This is a genomic window from Chryseolinea lacunae (assembly GCF_016735595.1).
Taxonomy (GTDB): domain Bacteria; phylum Bacteroidota; class Bacteroidia; order Cytophagales; family Cyclobacteriaceae; genus Chryseolinea; species Chryseolinea lacunae.
Genome location: NZ_JAERRB010000008.1, coordinates 144,010 through 162,918, shown reverse-complemented (window position 1 = coordinate 162,918; position 18,909 = coordinate 144,010). Strand labels below are relative to the sequence as shown.

The following is an 18,909-nucleotide window of genomic DNA, read 5'->3' as shown; positions in this document are numbered from 1 at the left end:
AAAAAAAACGGGCAGCCCATAGTTCTCACTACAGTTCTGCCCGCTCAGCAACTCCTTTCGGAGACCGGCACACAAAGGAATTAATCCTTGGGTTCGGCTTTAGCACTATCGGTTTTGCCTAGGCGCGCGAAGCGCTCAGCAAGATCCGCCTCTACCACTTTAGCTGCCGCCACATGGGCTTTAGCCGCCGCCTTCACAGACGCATAGTAGGTGCGCGCTGCCAGGTAGGCTTCGCTTCCAGACGCCAGCATGCTGTCGTCGATCTGCGTTACCAACTGCGACAGCAACTGATAGATGTGATTCAATTGACGTGCCGCCAGCAAGTCGGTCTCGAACTCTTCCAGTTTAATGTAGCTGGGAAGAAATTCAGGATTGCGCTTTGCATAGTCAGCCGCTTTTTCGGTGAAGGGCAGTGAGCCGTCGCCCATCTTGGCCAACTGTTGTCGCTGCTTGGTTGTGAGCGTAATAAGTTTGCCATCAAACAAGTTCTTCAACGTCAACACCGCCGCCTCAGCGTCTTTCCACTGCTGCTCCGTCATCACAAGAGAAATCTGATTTTCCATATTGCATACACCTCCTTTCCGTTACACGCGTAACATGCCCGGTTTGGCAAAGGGCGGGCCAATGCAAGAAAGTGGGAATGGAGGGTGGGGGAAGGGTTTTGTTTGGTTTTGGGTGGGTGTTAGCCGACGATATTTCGTTGGGGCGACGAAATATCGTTGGCTTAAGGGTAGAATGGGACAGCGGATTTGCCGTTGTTTCACTTGAGATATGGCAATAATATTCTCATCGACCCCATTCATGGAACGACTAGATGGTTTTGGTCAGAAATTCTATATTGACACTTGGACTTTCCGAAGCTATGTGAAATACATAGCAGCATACAATTGGCAACAGCCATTAACAGACCGGATGCAAAGCATTGCCCCAGGCAGTCGGACTAAGGGAAGCTTTCCCTACTCCCCAAACTCCACCCTTGCAAACTGCTGCGTCTTCTTCCTTTGCCCAAACAAAATCACCTGCGTCGAAGAAATCTGTTCACACACTTTCGGCCGCGTTGTCACCTCCATATCCAATGCTCCAAACAGCGGCTCACGCACCTGCTTGCCCTGCTGGTCAATGCTCACCAGCATAATCATCGAATTCTCATTCCGGCTAGCTGGGCTGTAGTTATAAACTTTCCCAGTGCCCGTGTAAGTGGCATTCTTCCGGTTGTCATTAAAAATAAAACACAGCCTTCCTTTCACAATCGACATAGTGTAGGACGAATAAAAGCCACCGTCGTCGATGGTGTGCTGGCGCTTGGCAATCTTCTCGGCCCATGAAATCTGGCCGGCGGGGTCGATCTTCACCACGATGATGTCGTTGTAGTTGTAGTGGTAGGTGGTGTAGTTTTGCATCATGCCGTTCATCATCATGTTGCTGGTGGAGGTGGTCATGTAGTATTGTTCGCCGATCAGCATGGCGCTGCCGTCTTTGCCTACCAACAATTTGTCGAGGTCGTATTCCAGCATCTCGTTTTCGTCGCCGTTTTTTTCTTTGCGGCGGGCACGGTCGGCTTCGCCTTCTTTCATGTTTTGGGTGATGAAGTCGATGCCGAATTCTTTGAAGCTTTTGGTTTTGATTTCTTTGGTGGCGGCGTCTACCGTGAGGAAGTAGGAGCCGCGGATGCTGTTGGTTCCTTTTTCGGAATAGAAGCCGGCGCAGATCAGGTTTTTGTTGTTCAGGATTTCGATCTGCATGTCGGTGAGAAAACGGTCTTCAAGGCTGATGGGATATTCTTTGGCTTCGGTGCCTTTGTTGAGGAAGGCAAACACGTTGTAGGTGTAGTTGGGAAGGCCGTGGCGTTTGCTCTTGCGTTTGTCTTTGTAGATCACGGCGAGCAGATACACGTCGCCTTCGTTGTCAACACGCGTGCTTTCAATGGTGAAGAGGCCGTCGGCATAGGGGAGTTTCACTTCTTTGTTCCATAGGGGAGTCATGGTGTCGTCCAGCACCTGGAAGCCAAACGATTCGGGTTCGTTCTTTGCGTAGGGCAACGAATAGAATACCATCACCTTCGAGCTGTCGCGCGAAACTTTTATGGCGAAGCCGCCGCTGTTGCTGCTTGACTTTCCTGTGAAATCTATTTCGGCAATCTGGCGTGCGTTGGGCATGGGCTCCAGCGTGCTTTTGTTGATCTCCTGCACAAAGAGCATGTTCTTGTCAACACGCGTGTCGCGCACCGACGAGAAGAGGTAGAGCTTGTTGTGAAGTTGCAGCACCATTTCCAGCAACGCGTCTTTGCCGTCGTGTTTCAGATCGAGGTCGAAGGAGCGTGTGGGTTTAAACGTTGGATCGTAGTGTTCCAGGGTGAAGCGTCGGGTAGATGATGTGAAGCCGTAGCGTTCTTTAATGGCGTAGATGCCCGACTTGTCGAAGCCCACAATGTCGTTGAGGGAGGAGCGGCGGGGAGCTTCAAATTCTTTTCCCCACGTCACGCGGGGTTTCAATTCCTGGGCGTGCAGCAGGGCCGTGGAAAGGAGGAACAGCAGGAGGGTGGCGATGAATTGCGTTTTGGTTTTCATGTCGGGAAGGATAACGTTTGGAACAGAACCGATCGTATGGTAGCCGCGCTCAAAAAGTAGTGTTCACCTTTTGGCGGCGGAGCCTGAAAACAAAAGACCCGTGACAGTATCACGGGTCTTTACAGTGTATGGCAATGAATTAAGCCAGTTCGCGAAGGTCAACGGGCACAACACGCGAGATACCTTTCTCTACCATGGTGATGCCATAGATCACGTCGGTAGAGCTCATGGTGCGCTTGTTGTGTGTCACGATCACAAACTGCGAGTCTTTGCTGAAGTTGCGGATGATGTTGTTGAACTTGTCGATGTTGGCATCGTCAAGCGGCGCATCCACTTCGTCGAAGATACAGAACGGTGCAGGCTTCAACAGATACATCGAAAAGAGAAGGGCCGTGGCCGTCAATGTCTTTTCTCCACCCGAAAGCTGGTTGATGGTGAGGGGACGTTTGCCTTTGGGTTTGGCAATGATGTCGATCTCCGAATCCAGCGGATTGTTGGGGTCTACCAGGCGCAGGTCGCACTCGTCGCCTTCGGTGAAGAGCGAGCGGAACACGCGGATGAAGTGTTCTTTAATTTTGTTGAACGCATCCATAAACGTCTGGCTGGCCACGCCTTCAATTTCGGCGATGGTGTTAAAGAGCGATTCTTTGGCTTTCAGCAAGTCTTCCTTCTGCGTGATGATAAAGTCGTTGCGTTGTTTGATCTCCGTGTAAGCTTCCATGGCCATCGGGTTGATGGGGCCCATGTTGTCGAGGCGGTCGCGGATCTTTTGCACATCGTGACGGATCTTGTCTTCGTCGGCTTTCGAGAAGTCGTCCGGTTGTTGGTCGGGCGATTGGCCGATCACGGCATCGAGGTCGATGTTGAACTCCACCGAGAGGCGTTCCTTCACGGAGTTCAGTTGCATCTTGCTTTCGTTCAGCTGTGTTTGCAGGTCCATCAACGTGGTGTCGATGTTCTGGCGCTGATGTTGAATCTCGCGCAGTTGTTTGTCCACCTGGTCAATGTGGCCACGTGATTCGTAGTATTCTTTTTCCGCTTCGCTCAACCCTTTCTCCATGCCTTCTTTCTCCTCGTACATGCCCAGGAGTTCGTCGTCGTTGGATTGTGTGGTTTCGATGATGCGTTTCACTTCATCTTCATTCTTCTTCAGCTCTTCGGCGTTCACTTCGATGCGCTGGCTGCTTTGATCCATCGATTCCTGCTTGAAGCGCGTCTCTTGTTCGATGCTCTTCACGCGGTTTTCCTGCTGGTGGAAGAAGATGTTCTGCTCGTTGTAGGCGGCCGACTTCTGGCTCAGCACTTCGCTGTTCGAAGCCAGGTTGTTGGTGATGCCTACGAGTTTTTCTTCCTGTTCTTCGAGGTCGTGCAGGGCACGTTGCGCTTTGGGCTTCAGGTCGTCGAGCTCGCGGAGCAGGGTGTCTATTTTTTCGAGAATGTCTTCGCGACGCAGATCGGCGCTGCTCAGCATTTGTGCAAACTGTTCGCGCTTGGTGCGGATGGAAACAAACTCGTCGTTCACCTGGCGAATGGCATTTTGCACTTCGTCGATCTGGTGACGGATCTTGTTGTTCTTCAGCTTTTCGAGGTCGGCTTGTTTTTCCAACAGGCTGGCGCGGATATCGTCGAGTTTGGCGGTCAGTTCTTTGATCTCCTTCTCGAGTTTCTCCATGTTCTTTGCACGCCCGATCTTTTTGCCTTCGAAGAGGCCTACCGATCCGCCGGAGATGCTGAACTTGCGTTTGGTGAGCTTGCCGTTTTTGGTGATGAACGTGTTCTCGTCAGACGACGGGATGGTCTTGGTGTCGCCTTCGTAGATGTATACTTTGTCGAGGATGTACGTCATCAGCTTCCGGTACTTCTGATCGTATTCAATGATCTCGGTAGCGGGAAAGGCGTTGTCGTATATGCGGCCCGTGGTCGATTCAAACTTATCGAACGCGTCCAGGATAAAGAAGTGTGCTTTGCCTTTGGCCGCGTCGCTCAGGATGTTGATGGCTTCGTAGGCTTCCGACTCGTGTTCAACGATGTAGTAGTTCAGGTATGGCTCGAGATAGTTCTCGATGGCCACGCGATATTCTTCTGATGTGGTGAGGATGTCCGACAGGAGGGGAGCATTCTTGCCCACCTTCTTCTTTAAAAATTTGATGGCTTCGGGAAACCCTTCCAGGTTTTCGACCAGCGATTTGGTGAGGTTGTATTCGTTCTGGCGCGCGTCCAGCTTGCGGCCGGTCACGTTCATCTCTTCGCGAATCATGTCGATTGTTTTCTCGACGTGCACCATACGCTCTTGCATGGTTTCCTCATCCTTCTTCAAGCGTTCCTGCTCGGCGTTTTTCACGTTCAGGTCTTCCTGCAGAATCTTGAGTTTGTTTTCGAACTCAACAAGGCTGGCGCTTTGCTGGCTGGTGTCTGATGCCGTTTTCTCCAACTCTTGTTTGAGCGACGAAACCTGGATTTCGCGGATCTCTACGCCCTTGTTGATCTGGAAGCTTTCTTCCTGCCGCTCGCGTTGCACGCGGCGGATCGAATCGGATTGCTGTTGCAATTCGGTCGTGATATTTTTCTGGGCTTCGTAGTCGGCCTTCAAGGTTTCCAGCTTGTGGCTGATCTCTTCGAAGATGTCTTCGGCGGTTTTCTTTTCGGCTTCCAGGCTTTGAATGCTGAAGCGGGCGCGTTCGTTGCTTTTGCGATCCTGATCAATCTGGTCGCGAAGGCCGGTGGCGCGGTCGTTCAGATATTTGAGACGTTCGTTTTTGATCTGCTTCTCGCTTTCGTATTGGCGGATCTTCGAAACAAACTCGTTGATAGCTTTCTGACGCGACGAAAGTGTTTTCTCTTTCAGGATCAGCTCTGCCTTTGCTTTCTCGATAGACGCTTCGCGTTCGGCGATGTCGGTGGTGAGGCCCAGCTTACGGTCGTTTTCCAGTTCCACTTGCTTGGTGAGGTGGCTGAACTTGTCCTTTTGTTTGTTCACCACCACCTTGGCCAGGAAGATGCTTTTTTCCTTGTATTCCTCCTTGATCTTGTAGTAGTTCTCGGTTTGCTTGGCCTGTTTTTCAAGGCTCTTCATGTTCTTCTCGATTTCGAAAAGCAAGTCTTCCACGCGTTCGAGGTCGGTGTCGGTGTCCTCAAGTTTCTTGAGGGTTTCTTTCTTGCGTTTTTTGAATTTCGAGATGCCGGCGGCTTCTTCAAACAGGGTGCGGCGGCTGTTGTCGCGGTCGTTCAGAAGATCGTCTACCATGCCCAGCTCGATGATGGCGTAGCTGTTGGAGGCTACCCCGGTGTCGAGGAAAAGGTTGGTGATGTCTTTGAGACGGCACACCACGCCGTTGAGCAGATATTCACTTTCGCCGGAGCGATAGAGGCGCCGGGTGATGGTGATCTGCGCATATTCGGTGGGCAGAATGTTTTTGGTGTTGTTGATGGTGAGCGACACCTCGGCCATTTGCTGGGCGCTGCGTCCACTGGTGCCGTTGAAGATCACATTTTCCATCTTCTCCGAGCGTAGGGCACTGGTTTTCTGTTCCCCTAACACCCAGCGGATGGAATCCACTACGTTCGACTTGCCACATCCGTTTGGTCCAACAATCCCCGTAATCCCTTCATCAAAATTGATAACGATTTTGTCGGCAAAACTCTTGAAGCCTTTGATCTCCAGTTTCGCTAATTGCATGCTGTAAGTGGTTGTTTTTGGTACGTTCCGCCGTTTGACAGGCTACAGGTTCACGAGGCGGTGATGCGGAGCGGGTTGAGCGATCCAAAATGCGCCGTGCCTGCTGCCTTCTGTGCAAAGGGGAGGGCAAAGATAAACCACTCACACGGGCAATTCAAAATAAAAATTTATAGGCCGAAAAGGCCTTGAAAACGCACTTTTATGCCCAAAATCCGAACTTTCTCGCGGTTTTTGGGGACCAAAACCGGTGGCTTTTCCGATGCTTTTTTCAGTCTGTTGGAAAGCCGTCGACGAACGAACCTTACCGGGCATAAAACACCAAAAAAGCACCCCTAAATAGGTTTTTCGTTTTTTTTCCTAAATTTGTTTCTAATGGACAATTTTAAGTTATGGCTTTATGTGATCATAGGGATCGTGTACCTGCTCAGCAGGTTACTGAAGAAACGCCCTGACCAGTCCAACCCCGTTCCCCAAAACAGGCCGTCGCAGACCCCTCAGCGGGCTCCGCAACCGACGCCAAATTCTGCCGAAAAAGCACTCACGTTTGAAGAACTGCTTCGCGAAATAACTTCACAGAAGGAAACTGCCCCGCAGCCCCGCCCCGTAGCCAAACCGATGCCCCAGAGAGAGCGGGAGAAACCCGCCGTGTTAGAAGATGCTGACTACGACTATCGCAAGCACGACAATGTGTATGACGTGTATGAAGAAGCGAAAAAGCAGGCCTTCTTCAGACCATCGCTGGAAGAAACCATGAAAGTTGAAGATACAGTTGTGAAGTACGGCAAGTTCAAAGAGTTCGAGCTGGCCAAGGAACGTGATCTGATGGCCGAGTATCTGAAAGACTTTCAGGATCCGGAGGGGTTCAAGAAGGCTGTAGTGATGAGTGAAATACTCCAACGGAAATTTTAGCTTTTCAACCTAAAAGGTACTTCCAGGGATTTGATTTTTTAAACTGACTTTTTGTAACACGCCTATCTTACTTTATATATGCTGGTTACAATATTTTTTTGAAAACTATTTATAAGTGCTTTACTTTTTAATCTTGGCTTTAGAATGAATAGAACTCTACTCTTTCTGCTATTTCTCCTGAGCATGGGGAGACTCAGCTATGCACAGTGCCAGTCAAACGTCAAAGTCGCCGAGGCCAAAACCACTCCCGGTTCGGGGTTAGGTGTGATTGAAATACGGGTGGAGAGCCATGGCTCGTTCACCGGCAAGCTTGTGGCATTCAAAGGCATCCAGGAATTTACTGTTAAAGATTTTTCGGGCTCGGGAGGCAAAACCTTCCTTTTCGAAAACCTGAAGAGCGATGTTGTTTATCGCGTCGAGGTAGCCTTCGATCGAGAGACCGAGTTTTTGTGCCGTAAGAAACACACGGCCGATATTGTATTAACCGACAGTAAATAAGATAACATGCTGAAAGTTTACCACAAATTCTTTTTGGCGTTCGCTGTCTGTCTCACGTTCCTTTCGGCGGAGGTATACGGCCAGTGTTTGACAATCAGCACTTCCTCACAAAGTGTGAATTGCTTTGGAGGAAACGATGGTCAGATTTCCGTCACCGTCAACACCGGCGTTGCGAACTACACCTACGAGCTTTACTATGATGATGGCGGGTTAACCCTCCTGGGACGTATTGCCAACACGGCTTCCAAAAATGTAGTCTTCAGAGTAGGCAATGGAACGTTGACCGAGCCCGGCGCCGAAGTGTTCGGTATCCCGGCCAACAATGGTCTGAGTCAATATAGAGTGAGCGTTATCGCCAGTGGCGGGGGGTCTTTCGTCTGCGAACGAAAAACAGCCTTTCTCACCGTCACCGAACCGACCAACGCCCTTTCGGCCACCATTAATAATATAGACCCCGACTGCGATCCTTCTGTGGGATCCGGTAACGGTACTATCGACATTCAACCTGCCGGGGGCACTGCCCCCTATACGTATTTATGGTCAGACGGTGCCGTGTCGCAAGACCGCTCCGGCATCGACGCGGGGCCCTATAGCGTAACTGTCACCGACAGCAAACTTTGTACGTTCGTGCTGAACGCTACCGTTCCCGTTGTGACCCAAGCCAATGCCGGAGCAGACCAAACGGTTTGTGCCGACAACACCACACTGGCCGGTAATGCGCCGGGCACGGGAGAAATCGGAACCTGGACCGTTATTTCCGGTACCGGTGTTTTCGCGAACGCCAATGCCCAAAACACCACCGTGGGAGGCCTCAGCATGGGGGCTAACGTATTTGAGTGGCGCATCACCGATGCTCCGCCTATTACTTGCACGGGAACATCGTCTAACGTAACCATTACCCGCAGCACGCCCGCATCAGTAGATGCCGGACCGCCGCAGACGATATGTAATGGAGGAACCGCCACGCTTGCCGGCACATTTGGAGGCGCAGCCACCAGCGTTACCTGGACAGCACCTACCGGCGACGGAGCCTTTGTGAACGCCACCTCTGTAAACGCAACCTACACCCCCGGCCCCAACGATATCGCAGCCGGAACGGTAGTATTAGTTCTAACCACAAACGATCCTCTTGGCCCTTGCCCTGCAGTGAGCGACAACGTGACCATCACGATCAACGCCACGGCAACGGTAGACGCCGGTCCTAATCAGACCATTTGTGCCGGAAGCACTGTTACCCTCGCGGGCACATTCGGTGGCTCGGCCACCGGCATTTCCTGGAGCAAACCCGGCACATCCGACGGAACCTTTAGCAACATCACCAATCCTTCGGCGGTGTTCACCCCCGGACCCAATGACCTGATCAACGGTTCAGTTATACTCACCATCTCTACCGACGACCCGGCAGGTCCTTGTTTGCCCGCCACCGACGTCGTGACCCTCACCTTTAACCAGGCGGCTACAGTTGACGCCGGCCCGGCCCAAACCATCTGCGGTACCAGCACGGCTACTTTGGCCGGCTTGATCGGGGGCTCTGCCACCAGCGCCACCTGGAGTGGCGGCACCGGAACCTTTGCCCCCAATGCCACGACCTTAAATGCAGTATACACACCAAGCGCAGCAGAAAGAACAGCCGGAACAGTAACCCTTACGTTGACGACCAACGATCCGAACGGCCCTTGCCCTTCGGCAACGGACAACGTGGTGATTACCCTGGATCCGTTCGCGACTGTAGACGCCGGTGTGAACCGGACCGTGTGTGCCGGCACCACCGTGACGCTTGCGGGCGTGATTGGCGGCGCGGCCACCTCGGCAACCTGGAGCGGCGGCACGGGCACATTTAGTCCCAACGCCACAACACTCAATGCAGTCTACACACCCAGTGCAGCAGAAATCACAGCAGGCACGGTAACGCTCACCTTAACAACCAACGACCCTCCGGGGCTTTGTTCGTTTGTGACCGATGCCATGACCATCACCATCACACCGGTAGCCACGGTCAATGCAGGGCCGGATCAAACGATCTGCGCGGGCAACTCGGCGACCCTTGCCGGCACTGTTGGCGGCTCGGCCACCGGAGGCACCTGGAGTGGCGGCACAGGCACGTTCAGTCCGAATGCAAACACACTAACAGCAACGTATATTCCCAGCGCAGCCGAAATTACAGCAGGCACCGTGACGTTGACATTGACCACGGCTGGCCCTTGCGCGGTGCAGACCGATAACGTGGTGATCACCATCACGCCGGCAGCCACGGTGAATGCCGGACCTGACCAGAGCATTTGTTCGGGAAGCACCGTGACCCTTGCGGGCACCGTTGGTGGCTCGGCCACAGGCGGTGTCTGGAGTGGCGGCACAGGAACGTTCAACCCCAACGCAACAACCTTAACAGCGATCTACACACCGAGCGGAGCCGAAGTAACGGCCGGCTTTGTTGTGCTGACACTGACCACCACGGGGCCTTGTGCCACCGTGAACGATAATGTTAGAATCACTATCAGACCTGTGGCGACTGTCAATGCAGGTCCTGATCAAACCATTTGCGCAGGCAACACTGCGACACTTGCGGGAGCAGTAGGTGGTTCCGCCACGGGCGGCACCTGGAGCGGCGGCACCGGAACATTTGCACCGAACGCCAATACCTTAAACGCTGTGTACACACCGAGTGCGGCGGAAAGAACCGCTGGCACGGTGACGCTGACCTTGACAACGGTTGGCCCCTGCGCCGTGCAGACCGACAACGTAACGATCACCATCAACCCTGCGGCTACCGTTAATGCCGGTCCTGATCAAACCATTTGTGCCGGCAACACCGCGACCCTTGCAGGCGCAGTGGGTGGTTCTGCCACCGGCGGCACCTGGAGCGGCGGCACCGGAACATTTGCGCCGAACGCCACAACATTAAATGCGGTGTACACTCCAAGTGCAGCTGAAAGAACAGCGGGCACCGTAACCCTTACATTAACAACCACAGGCCCTTGCGCCGCGCTGACGGACAACGTCGTCATCACCATCACACCAGCAGCTACTGTCAATGCCGGAGCGGATCAGAATATCTGTTCGGGCAGCACGGTTACATTGGCCGGCGTTATTGGCGGGTCGGCTACGGGTGGAGTATGGAGTGGAGGAGCGGGCACGTTCAATCCGAACGCGACTACTTTAAATGCTATCTACACACCAAGTGCTGCAGAAGTTACGGCTGGAACCGTTACGCTGACGCTGACCACCACCGGTCCTTGTGCGGTTGCTACGGACAATGTTGTCATCACCATCAGACCCGTGGCTACAGTCAATGCCGGTCCGGATCAGACGATATGTGCGGGCAACACCGCGACCCTTGCGGGTGCTGTGGGAGGCTCTGCCACCAGTGGAACCTGGAGTGGCGGAACCGGAAGCTTTGCCCCGAATGCCACAACCTTAAATGCAGTCTACACACCCAGTGCGGCCGAAGTAACGGCGGGTACAGTAACCCTCACGTTGACAACGGTTGGCCCTTGTGCCGTGCAAACGGATAATGTAACAATCACCATCACGCCGGCAGCCACTGTCAATGCAGGTCCTGATCAAACCATCTGCTCGGGAAGCACAGTTACCCTTGCCGGTGTTATTGGCGGGTCGGCTACGGGTGGAGTATGGAGTGGGGGAGCGGGTACGTTCAACCCGAATGCTACTACTTTAGGGGCTGTCTATACGCCAAGTGCAGCCGAAGTTACGGCCGGAACCGTTACGCTGACCTTGACCACCACGGGTCCTTGCGCAGTGCGGACGGATAACGTGACCATCACCATCAGCCCTGTGGCCACGGTGAACGCCGGTCCCGATCAGACCATATGCGGCGGCAACACGGTGACCCTTGCGGGTACAGTGGGAGGCTCTGCCACCGGGGGAACCTGGAGTGGTGGAACCGGAAGCTTTGCCCCGAACGCTACAACCTTAAGTGCAGTCTACACGCCAAGCGCGGCCGAAGTAACAGCGGGTACAGTAACCCTCACGTTAACAACGACCGGCCCTTGTGCTGTGCAAACTGATAACGTAACCATCACCATCAACCCTGCTGCCACTGTCAACGCTGGACCCGACCAGACTATTTGCGCGGGCAGCACCGTGACACTGGCAGGTACTGTGGGCGGTTCGGCAACCGGCGGTGTGTGGAGCGGAGGCTCCGGCACATTCACACCGAATGCCAATGCCTTGAACGGAACGTATACACCAAGCCCGGCAGAATTAACAGCCGGTACCGTGACGCTGACGCTGAGCACCACAGGTCCTTGCGCAGCACTCACCGATAATGTAACCATCACCATCAACGCACCGGCCACTGTCAATGCAGGTCCCGATCAAACCATCTGTTCGGGTAACACCGTTACGCTTGCCGGAACCATTGGAGGTTCTTCGACCGGCGCGGTTTGGAGCGGCGGCACAGGCACGTTCAATCCTAATGCAACAACCTTATCAGCGGTCTACACCCCGAGCGCAGCCGAAGTAACGGCGGGCACGGTTACGCTGACGTTGACAACAACAGGCCCTTGTGCCGTAGTGACCGATAACGTAGTTATCACCATCAGCCCTGTGGCCACGGTGAACGCCGGCCCGGATCAATCGATCTGCGCAGGCACCAACGCGACCCTCGCGGGCACAGTTGGCGGTTCGGCCACTGGCGGAACCTGGAGCGGCGGCACGGGCACATTCGCACCGAATGCCACAACCTTAGGAGCAACCTATACACCCAGTGCCGCGGAAGTTACCGCGGGCACAGTTACACTGACGTTGACCACGACAGGCTCTTGCGCTGCTGTGACAGACAATGTGACTTTTACTATTACCCCGGCAGCTACAGTAAACGCTGGTCCCGATCAAACCATTTGCGCAGGCAGCACAGTTACGCTGGCCGGAGCCATTGGTGGTTCGGCTGCTACCGGCACCTGGAGCGGCGGCACGGGCACTTTTGCACCGAGCAATACCACACTGGCAGCAACGTATGCACCAAGTGCAGCCGAAGTAACGGCAGGCACAGTGACATTGACGCTTACTACCGCAGGTCCCTGCGCCGTGCAAACGGATAACGTAGTGATTACTATCAGCCCTGCGGCAACCGTGAATGCTGGTCCCGACCAAACCATTTGTGGCGGCAGCACCGTGACCCTTGCGGGCACCATCGGTGGAGCAGCAACCGGGGCGACCTGGAGCGGCGGCACCGGCACCTTTGCACCAAACAATACTACTTTAGGAGCCACGTATACACCGAGCGTTGCAGAAGTGACTGCCGGAACCGTGACACTGACTTTGACCACGTCGGGTCCTTGCGCCGTCGCCACCGACAACGTGACGATCACCATCAATCCTGCGGCAACCGTCAATGCCGGTCCTGACCAAACCATTTGTGCCGGAAGCACGGTGACGCTCGCAGGTTCTGTGAGTGGTTCTGCCACCGGGGGCACCTGGAGCGGCGGCACCGGAACATTCGCACCCAATGCGAACACGCTAGGAGCCGTCTACACACCGAGCACTGCCGAAGTAACAGCAGGCACGGTGACACTGACCTTGACCACAACGGGTCCTTGCGCAACACTTACCGACAACGTGGTGATCACCATCACCACACCGGCCACAGTAAATGCGGGCACTGACCAGACGATCTGCGGCGGTTCGACCGTTACGCTTGCCGGAACCATTGGAGGTTCTTCGACCGGCGCGGTGTGGAGTGGAGGAACGGGAACATTCAATCCTAACGCCACTACCTTATCAGCCATCTACACTCCGAGCGTGGCCGAAGTAACAGCAGGCACCGTGACCCTGACGTTGACCTCAACCGGCGGTTGCGCCGTAGTGACGGACAACGTGGTGATCACCATCACACCACCGGCCACTGCGAATGCAGGTCCTGATCAAACGATCTGTACCGGCAGCACCGTGACGTTGGCAGGGGCTATTGGAGGTTCCGCTACAAGTGGTACATGGAGTGGAGGCACGGGCACTTTTGCACCGAACGCCAACACCCTCAACGCAACCTATACACCAAGCGCCGCCGATCTTCTTGCGGGCACAGTGACGCTGACGCTGACAACTGCAGGAGGCTGCACGGTAGCGACAGATGACGTAATCATCAATATTAATTCTGCACCTACGGTTAATGCTGGTCCCGACCAGACGATCTGCTCCGGTTCATCGGCCACGCTGGCCGGCACCGTTGGAGGTTCGGCAACGGGCGGTGTGTGGAGTGGGGGAACGGGTACCTTTAACCCCAACTCGCTAAACCTTAGTGCAGTCTATACACCAAGTGTCGCCGAAATCGGAGCGGGTTCTGTGACCCTGACGCTGACTACCATTGGATCGTGCACGGTGTTGACCGACAACGTGACCATCACTATCAGCCCCGGTGCCACAGTCAATGCCGGTCCTGATCAAACCATCTGCGGTGACGGAAGCGTTACCCTGGCCGGAGCCTTTGGAGGTTCTGCTACGGGAGCAGCATGGAGCGGAGGGGCAGGCACATTTGCACCCGATGCGAACACGCTCAACGCGGTCTACACACCGAGCGTTGGCGAAGTGGCGGCGGGTACGGTAACCCTCATGTTGAGTTCGGCCGGACCTTGTGCGGTGGTGACTGACAATGTTATTATCACGATCAATGCCCCCGCCATTGCCAATGCGGGAGCAGACCAGATCATTTGCGCCGGCGGCACAGTGACCCTCGCGGGCTCATTTAGCGGTTCGGCCACCAGTGCGACCTGGAGCGGCGGTGCCGGCACCTTTGCACCGGACGCCAATACATTAACCGCCGTATACACGCCATCTGCAGCCGAAGCAACAGCCGGCAGCGTGACGCTTACACTCACTACTAACGACCCCGACGCTGCAGGTCCTTGTAACGGAGGAACGGATACCATCGTGATCACCATCAGTTCCGGCGCTACCGCTAACGCCGGTCCTGACCAAACGATCTGCGCGGGCAACAAAGCCACGCTGGCAGGAGCCTTCACCGGCGCGGCAGGAATTACCTGGACAACCGCCGGCGACGGAACCTTTAGCGACGCTACCTTGACAAACGCAGAGTACACACCGGGTGTGAACGATCTTGCGGCAGGAACGGTAACACTCACCATGACCACCGGCGGGCCTTGCGCTTCCGTGGCAGACATTGTAGTGATCACCATCAACCCTGCGGCTACCGTGGCAGCTGGCCCCGATCAGATTCTTTGCTCCGGCGGCACAGCAACCCTCGCGGGCAGCTTCACCGGATCGGCAACAGGTCTGCTCTGGACGACAGCCGGCGACGGCACGTTCAGCGACGCGACCGACGAGAACGCGATCTACACGCCTGGCACTGCTGACATCGCGGCAGGTTCTGTGATACTCACAGCAACGGCTACGGGCACTTGCTCGGGTGTTACAGACAACGTGACTATCACTATCAATCCTGTAGCCCTTGTTGATGCAGGACCTACACAAACCGGCTGCGGTGGAAGCTCTGTGACACTCGCGGGTGTTATCGGTGGCTCGGCCACATCGGCGACCTGGTCGGGTGGAACGGGAACGTTTAGCCCTAATGCAACCACACTCAACGCAACCTACACGCCCAGCGCGGCGGAGATCACATCAGGAACCGTAACCCTTACCCTGACCACAAACAACCCTGCCGGTCCTTGTCCTGCAGTATCGGATGTTGTGGTGATCAACTTCACCCCGATTCCGGGTGACCAGGTGACCTTTGGCAATGAAATGTGGATCGGATATGTGTATTCCGACGCGGCTGCACCGTCGCCCCCCGTTTCAAACATCGATTTTGCTTCGGCGAAGTATAAAGGCTTTATCGACGAAACCGATGTGCCGCTGTTGGGTGCATCGACCTATAACACCACTACCGATGCCTTCAACCTCAACTTGTCTAACAATGTGCCGCTGGCCGGTCCCAACGTCTGCGGATCGTTCCTGAACGATTATAGCGTTCGCTTTAAGATGAGAAAAACATTTGCGGCGGGTGTGTATACATTCACCGTGGGTGGCGACGATGGTGTGCGCTTGTTGATCGACGGCAACCCCATTGCCGGAGTGTTTGCAGCACATACTTATACACAATACACAGGCACTACCTGTCTCACGGCAGGCACGCACGATTTGATTATTGAGTATTTTGAAAGAGGTGCAAACTCACGCGTATCGTTTGACTTCACACCTGCACCGACACCTATCGCGCCTCCTGCAGCGGTATGTTTGAACAGTGCGACGGCACCTACATTGACAGCGTCGTCTACAGATACCAACGTAACTGGATTCAACTGGTATAGCGACGCAGCCCTTACCAACAACGTGGGCACCGGAGCAACCTTCACGCCTGTGTTAGGAAATGGCGCAGGTCAATTGGATGTTACCGTAGTAGGCAACACGTCTTACTTCGTCACGCCGATATATCCTTGCGGCGAAGGTTTGTCCACCACCGTGGTGGTGAGCGTTGTGAACGGTGCAACCCTGACCATCACCAACAGTTCGGTGTGTGAATCGGGCGGTATCGTAGACCTGAGAACATTTGTCACGGCATCGCCTGCCGGTGGAACATTCACGTTCTCCGGACATTCGGCCATCACGGGCAACAATTTTGATCCTTCGGGCGTGACCGGTGCCATCAGCATCTCCATTGGCTATACTGTGGGAAGCTGTGCCGCCACTTCAGGAACGCTGACACTGAACGTCATCAATAATTCGACAATAACAGTACCCACAACGCCGATCACCGTGTGTCAGAGCGGCGGCGTGATCGATCTCAATACATTGGTGAGTGCTGTTCCGGGCGGAGGTGACTTCGTGTTCACGGGCTCAACGGGCATCACCGGCGACAACTTTGATCCTTCGGCTGTGACCGGTACACAAACCATTCTGGTGAACTACACCATTGGCGGAGGATGTGCTGCTGCGCAACAACAGTTCACCATCGACGTGGTTCCTGCAGCAACCATCACAACCACAAACACCACGGTTTGCCCCGGCGGTGGAACGGTTAACCTGGCGTTGCTGGTTTCCGGAACACCTACTGGCGGAACGTTCACATTCAGTGGCACAGGCGTAACCGGAAATATCTTTAACCCTGCGGCCTTTGCCGGAACAACAGTGACGGTGAACGTTACTTACACTCCTGCAGGTTGCAGCCCGGTGAGCAAAACGTTGCAAGTCATTGTTCGTGCAAACAACGATGCTGCGTGCGGCGGTGGAGGATCTGATTGCGCGAACTTCAGCTCGATTCAGCCGACCATCATCACACCTCCTTCGTGCAACGATCGCGATGCCGGCGACGTGCAGTTTAACATCGCGCGTGCCGACGGAACACCGTCAACATTCCGTGTGATCTGGACGTATGGAAGCAACACGCAAACCAAGTTCACATCAAACACCACGAACTTTAACCAACTGAAATCAGGACTTTACAAGTATACCATTATCGACGAAGGCAATGGCAAGGCTTGCGGTCCGGTTGATTTCTTCCTCGACCTGAAGACTCAGGTGCAGATCCAGGACAAGCAGGTTGTTAACAATGTGTCTTGCTTTGGAGGTGTGGATGGCAATGTGGTACTCGCAGTAGACGGCTCACTGACCGGGCAATATTGGTACACGTATGTGTATAAAGGCGTTGAGTCTGTCGCGCAAACTTTCACACCGGGTGCTCAGCTTCCCCAAGGTTTGCCTGCCGACGATACCGACTTCATCATATTGAAAGTGGATGACAATCCAGCTTTCACATGTCCCGACACGGCCATGGTTCGCATCAGGAACTTGTTCACCAAGATCGACTTTGCTGTAGCGTCTACCAGTGTAACAACCTGTAACGGCACCGACGGTGGCATTAGCGTGAGTGGCATTTTGGGTGGTAACACGGCTACCGCTCCGCTCCAGGTTCGCCTGAGACGTGCCGTGCCGTTCACAACCGATCCTTCCGGATATCTTGTGGTGGCAGACTACGAGAACGTCGTGGCCGGTGCGAAAACGTATAGCGATCTCATTCAGGGCAACTATAGAGTCGACGTGAAAGACGAAGGCGACTGTGTGCAAAGCAAGCCGATCGCGGTGCAGGCACCGGGTCAGGTTCCGCTGGGTTCTGTGAACCTGTTCGCGACCGACGCAAACTGTAGCAACAACGGCGCAAGCGGCTCGATCAGAGTAACCATCTCTGACCCCGGCATCTATAAGGTGGCGGTGAGTCAGGATCAGGTGAACGTGCCCGACGATGCCGACTTTGTGGACTACAATTCGCCGAGCTTGCCGAGTGTGGTGTTCCCTAACCTGAGCAGTGGCGTCTACTTTGTGTACCTGAAATCGAACAACACGGTTTGCCCTACGCGCACCGATGCCGTAACTATTAATGGTGTCACCGCCCTGAATAGCTTCGAAGTGCTTTCGAGCTGCGACAATGTGAACCTCACGCTGAACAACATCACGGGTCAACAAGACAAACCGTTTGTGATCCGCGTGTTCAGCAACAGCGACAAGTTCTTCCAGATCGACGAGCTCACACAAGCGTCAATACCGATTTCGAATTCAGTATCGTTTATATATACCGCGCCGCTCACCCACCAATTCCTCACTGTGCCAGGCACCTACCGGTTTGTGATGGAGCAGACACAAAGCACACCTAGCGGAAGCTGCGTGCTGGTGTCCGACACCGTGGTGTATGACGTGCGTCAGGGGGTTGACATTGTGCTGGGCACCGTGAAGCCTTCCTTCCCGGATCCGAAACGCACGGGCAGCATCGAGATTGAAAACATCATTGGCGGAACACGCTTTGTGTCCGGCACAAACGAGTTGTATTATGAAGTGTCGTTGATCTTGCCCGCCGAAAACGTGGTGGTGTCAGAATACGCGCCAGTGAAACTCAATCCGCAGAAGAAGTTCAGCAAGCTCTATGAATTCCTGTCGCCGGGCATTTATCGCATCAAGGTGAGAGATGCGTCCGGTTGCGAGAAGACACAGGATGTTGAGATCTCGCTCGATCCAAGTGTGTTTGTGCCGAACATCTTCACGCCGAACGACGATGGACTGAACGATTCGTTTGAAGTATTGAACTTGCCGCTCATCGGTAGCCACAACCTCATCATCAGCAACCGTTGGGGCAATGAAGTGTATAAGTCATCGGCGTATAGCAAGGATAATTTCTGGGACGCTAAAAACGTGTCGGATGGTATCTACTTCTACCGCCTCAAAGTTGAAGGTGGCGAAACCTATACCGGCTGGGTTGAAGTGCTGAGAGGCGCGAAACCTTAGGAGATTCATCACTCC

The 18,909-nt window shown here is 54.4% G+C and carries 6 protein-coding genes; 3 read left to right on the top strand and 3 right to left on the bottom strand.

Annotated features, from left to right (window positions below):
• Positions 1-80: 80 nt before the first annotated feature.
• The 3 genes from JI741_RS21515 to smc all read right to left on the bottom strand — a co-directional run bounded on the left by JI741_RS21515 (position 81) and on the right by smc (position 6,243).
• Positions 81-563 (bottom strand): hypothetical protein, encoded by a 483-nt coding sequence (locus JI741_RS21515; protein ID WP_202013342.1) that lies wholly within the window; start codon positions 561-563, stop codon positions 81-83.
• 393 nt (positions 564-956) lie between these two features.
• Entirely contained in the window at positions 957-2,567 is a 1,611-nt protein-coding gene (locus tag JI741_RS21510) for a hypothetical protein (protein WP_202013340.1), read from the bottom strand.
• Positions 2,568-2,706: 139 nt separating this feature from the next.
• Positions 2,707-6,243, bottom strand: coding sequence for a chromosome segregation protein SMC (gene smc / locus JI741_RS21505; protein WP_202013338.1), 3,537 nt, complete (start codon positions 6,241-6,243; stop codon positions 2,707-2,709).
• 372 nt (positions 6,244-6,615) lie between these two features.
• On the opposite strand from smc, the gene JI741_RS21500 reads away from it, so the two are divergent.
• The 3 genes from JI741_RS21500 (at position 6,616) to JI741_RS21490 (ending at position 18,894) form a co-directional block, all read left to right on the top strand.
• A complete protein-coding gene (locus tag JI741_RS21500) occupies positions 6,616-7,152 on the top strand; it encodes a hypothetical protein (RefSeq protein WP_202013330.1) in 537 nt (178 codons plus the stop codon).
• A 144-nt stretch (positions 7,153-7,296) separates the two neighbouring features.
• Positions 7,297-7,650: a hypothetical protein gene (locus JI741_RS21495; RefSeq protein ID WP_202013328.1), complete on the top strand. Its 354-nt coding sequence runs from the start codon at positions 7,297-7,299 to the stop codon at positions 7,648-7,650.
• 6 nt (positions 7,651-7,656) lie between these two features.
• On the top strand, positions 7,657-18,894 hold the full coding sequence (locus JI741_RS21490) for a T9SS type B sorting domain-containing protein (protein ID WP_202013326.1): 11,238 nt from the start codon (positions 7,657-7,659) through the stop codon (positions 18,892-18,894).
• The last annotated feature ends 15 nt before the right edge of the window (positions 18,895-18,909 follow it).

What these genes read in the sequence shown, in the direction of transcription:
- smc (WP_202013338.1), bottom strand. Translation starts at nt 6,243, where the DNA reads ATGCAATTAGCGAAACTGGAGATCAAAGGCTTCAAGAGTTTTGCCGAC.
- JI741_RS21515 (WP_202013342.1), bottom strand. Translation starts at nt 563, where the DNA reads ATGGAAAATCAGATTTCTCTTGTGATGACGGAGCAGCAGTGGAAAGAC.
- JI741_RS21510 (WP_202013340.1), bottom strand. Translation starts at nt 2,567, where the DNA reads ATGAAAACCAAAACGCAATTCATCGCCACCCTCCTGCTGTTCCTCCTT.
- JI741_RS21490 (WP_202013326.1), top strand. Translation starts at nt 7,657, where the DNA reads ATGCTGAAAGTTTACCACAAATTCTTTTTGGCGTTCGCTGTCTGTCTC.
- JI741_RS21495 (WP_202013328.1), top strand. Translation starts at nt 7,297, where the DNA reads ATGAATAGAACTCTACTCTTTCTGCTATTTCTCCTGAGCATGGGGAGA.
- JI741_RS21500 (WP_202013330.1), top strand. Translation starts at nt 6,616, where the DNA reads ATGGACAATTTTAAGTTATGGCTTTATGTGATCATAGGGATCGTGTAC.